Annotated in this window: 5 protein-coding genes; 4 read left to right on the top strand and 1 reads right to left on the bottom strand. The window is 59.8% G+C overall.

Annotated features, from left to right (window positions below; genetic code table 11):
• Window positions 1-168: 168 nt before the first annotated feature.
• From ACFOM8_RS22790 to ACFOM8_RS22775, 4 genes are all read left to right on the top strand, one after another.
• The gene (locus ACFOM8_RS22790) at window positions 169-432 is read left to right on the top strand and encodes a hypothetical protein (RefSeq protein WP_377764654.1); all 264 of its coding nucleotides are present in this window, start codon (window positions 169-171) and stop codon (window positions 430-432) included.
• Between the two features lie 61 nt (window positions 433-493).
• Window positions 494-670 carry a hypothetical protein gene (locus ACFOM8_RS22785; protein ID WP_377764653.1) on the top strand — a complete coding sequence of 59 codons (177 nt, stop codon included), beginning with the start codon at window positions 494-496 and terminating at the stop codon, window positions 668-670.
• A 2-nt stretch (window positions 671-672) separates the two neighbouring features.
• The gene (locus ACFOM8_RS22780) at window positions 673-1,305 is read left to right on the top strand and encodes a hypothetical protein (protein WP_377764652.1); all 633 of its coding nucleotides are present in this window, start codon (window positions 673-675) and stop codon (window positions 1,303-1,305) included.
• Between the two features lie 168 nt (window positions 1,306-1,473).
• Entirely contained in the window at window positions 1,474-1,902 is a 429-nt protein-coding gene (locus ACFOM8_RS22775) for a very short patch repair endonuclease (protein WP_377764651.1), read from the top strand.
• Here ACFOM8_RS22775 and ACFOM8_RS22770 read toward each other — a convergent pair.
• A complete protein-coding gene (locus tag ACFOM8_RS22770; protein ID WP_377764650.1) occupies window positions 1,880-2,635 on the bottom strand; it encodes a hypothetical protein in 756 nt (251 codons plus the stop codon). The two genes, ACFOM8_RS22775 and ACFOM8_RS22770, sit on opposite strands and share 23 nt — an antisense overlap.
• Window positions 2,636-2,674: the final 39 nt, after the last annotated feature.

Below are 2,674 nucleotides of genomic sequence, written 5' to 3'. Positions count from 1 at the left end.
GAGCTCACAGCACGACATCCAGGCAGCAGACCGCAGCGCAGCAATCAGAAAATCAATGGGGCGCAAACGCCGCTTACATCTGATCCATGAGCGCATCGAAGCCGGGGAGGTCCGCCGCGCCCGGGAAACGACGATGTTCGGGAAGGAAAGCCGGAAGAGGGCGCTGGCATGATCGCCGATCTTCCTCGCGACATGGCCGTCTGGACCCCTCAAGACCGCAGCATATCAGTCCCACCTGGCCATCGCGTCGTGACCGGCTATGTGCCCATCGACCAGATAACCATCGCCTGCCGGGCCAGAATGGCGGTCGGTGATGTCGAAGCCGCATACCGCAGGCAGCTTGCCCTGGGCGATCACCAAGCTTTCCCTTGTCCCAACGGCACCTGGAAAGGCGAAAGGTTTTCGATCCATGACGGTCCGCCCCGCACGTGATCCTCAGCATGTCGGAGAACGTCGAACCGGCCGGCAGTCGGGATCAGAGCAGGGCTGCAGAATGACAGAGGATCTGGTGAGCGCCGCGTTCGGCGCAGCGACAGACGAGGAGGCGCTGAGGATCATCGACGAGGGCGCCGAGGGTAGTCCCGAGGCGAAAGCGTTTTTCGACAAAGCGATGAGTCAACTGTCGAAGGAGCACCGCGACGCCATCATGAACTGGGACGAGGGGATCTAAGAGTGAGTATCGCCGCGCCCACCGTCAACGCACGCACCCTCATCCGCTCGAAAGAGCGGGTGAAGGACTTGGCTGAGGTCTTCACGCCGGACTGGATCGTCCGCAACATGCTGGATCTGGTCGGTGACGTGACGCACCTACCGGAGACGACCTTCCTCGAACCCTCCTGCGGGAACGGGAATTTCCTGACCCAGATCCTCGACCGGAAGTTGACTACGGTCTTCGCCCGTCACCGCCAGACTGCTTACGCCGAGCGCCAGATCCTGCGGTCTGTCATGTCGATCTATGCCGTAGACATCGACGAGACCAACGTCAGAGACGCCCGAGCCCGACTCCTCGACCGGATCGACGAGGCATGGCGGGAGGCTTTCAGAAGGGTGGAGATGACCGCCGCCACGCGGGCCGCCATCGAAGCCGTCCTCGCACACAACGTCCGGGTCTGTGACTTCCTGAATGGCCGGGATGAGTGCGTCATGACCGAGTATATCTACATGATGAGCCGCTACATCTGTAAAGATTTCCGGCTCAGCGATCCGGCGAAGACCTTTCGCTCCCGAGGACCCTTCCTTCTTTCCGAACTCCCTGTTGCCCTCGCGGAAACGCCTCGGCCAGATCGGGCTGATCGGATAATATAAAGGCACAAGTCCGCCGCATCCTTATCGCGGCGGGGGTGCCAGCCGGGGGTGTGCTCGTCATGAAAAACGCCGGCGACAGGGGGAGGGTGCCATCCTTCGCTTTCTGACCCTGCAGACCCGCCTCACGGCGGGTCTTATCTTTTCGGAAGGAGGTTCCATATCCAGTCCATGACCGATTTCCTCACCCCCGAGAAGCGCAGCGCACTCATGTCCCGGGTGCGTGGCAAAAACACGAAGCCGGAAATGATCGTGCGTCGGGCGCTACACGCGATGGGTGTCCGCTACAGGCTTCATGCGAAGGAGCTGCCTGGGAAGCCGGATATCGTGATGCGGCCCCGAAGGGCAGCGATCTTCGTTCACGGCTGCTTCTGGCACTCGCATCCCGGATGCCGACGATGCCGTATCCCCTCTTCGAACTCGGAGTTCTGGGCCGCCAAGCTTGAGAGGAACCGGAACCGGGACCTGGAGGCTCTTGCTAAACTGGAGCACGACGGCTGGCGGGTGCTTGTCATGTGGGAGTGCGAGATCAAGCCGGGAGAAAGGCTGGACGACGCGCTCACTCAATTCCTGAGCATCAGGAAGCAGCCACCTTCTTGATAGCCTTCCTCTTCCCGAACGCTCCTATTGCCGGACGAAGAGTGTAGGCGGAGCAGGACTTCATATTCAACGGCATCCCGTAGACGGCATCATCCCCCTTCTTGGAGGAGTAGTTGGCATCGAACTCGCTTCTGCGGACCGGATCATATTCGCGAACGCAGATGAGGTCTTCTTCGGCCCCTTCATATTCCCTTCGGATGACGTTGACCGCCATCGGCTTAACGACATCGACCTTGCGATCCTTCACCTTCGCAGTTTCGCCAAACGCTTTCCGGACCTGTTCCCTGATCTGGTCCAGGAGGACACGCTCCCCCCGCTGCTTGACCTCAACCGTGATGAACACGTTCTCGAAGTCGATCTTCTTCGGAAGCCAGTATTCCGCAACGAACACCGCGTCGATTTCGGGTTGCGTCTTCATGCCGACCTGCAGGAATCTGAGATCCTTCACCATGGCCGCATCCGGAGAGTAGATGGCGAGGTGCTGATGTATCAGCCCGAGGCTGACCGCCACTTGGGTCAGCCACGTCTCTTCGGTCCTCCCCAGGCTTCGAGCCAGCGAATCCATCTGTAACGACGATATCTTCTGCACTGGTATGTCGTCCGGCAGTCCTGCATCCGGAGCGAACGGATCTTCCCCCGGCGCGGCCTTGAAGAACTGCAGGACACGACCGTTTCCGTATACCTGTCGGCCGTATATGTTAATTTCCACCCAGAAGTGACCCAGGTTTTCCATCGAGAACTGACCCACCTTTGATTATGGTTTTTGGGTCAT

It is taken from the genome of Paracoccus angustae (genome assembly GCF_042648745.1).
Classification (GTDB): domain Bacteria; phylum Pseudomonadota; class Alphaproteobacteria; order Rhodobacterales; family Rhodobacteraceae; genus Paracoccus; species Paracoccus angustae.
The sequence above is the reverse complement of the archived record's forward strand: the minus strand, read 5'-3'. Positions and strand labels throughout refer to the sequence as shown.

Bases quoted from the DNA above. Each gene is read 5' to 3' on its own strand.
- ACFOM8_RS22790 (WP_377764654.1), top strand. From the start codon at position 169: ATGATCGCCGATCTTCCTCGCGACATGGCCGTCTGGACCCCTCAAGAC.
- ACFOM8_RS22785 (WP_377764653.1), top strand. From the start codon at position 494: ATGACAGAGGATCTGGTGAGCGCCGCGTTCGGCGCAGCGACAGACGAG.
- ACFOM8_RS22775 (WP_377764651.1), top strand. From the start codon at position 1,474: ATGACCGATTTCCTCACCCCCGAGAAGCGCAGCGCACTCATGTCCCGG.
- ACFOM8_RS22770 (WP_377764650.1), bottom strand. From the start codon at position 2,635: ATGGAAAACCTGGGTCACTTCTGGGTGGAAATTAACATATACGGCCGA.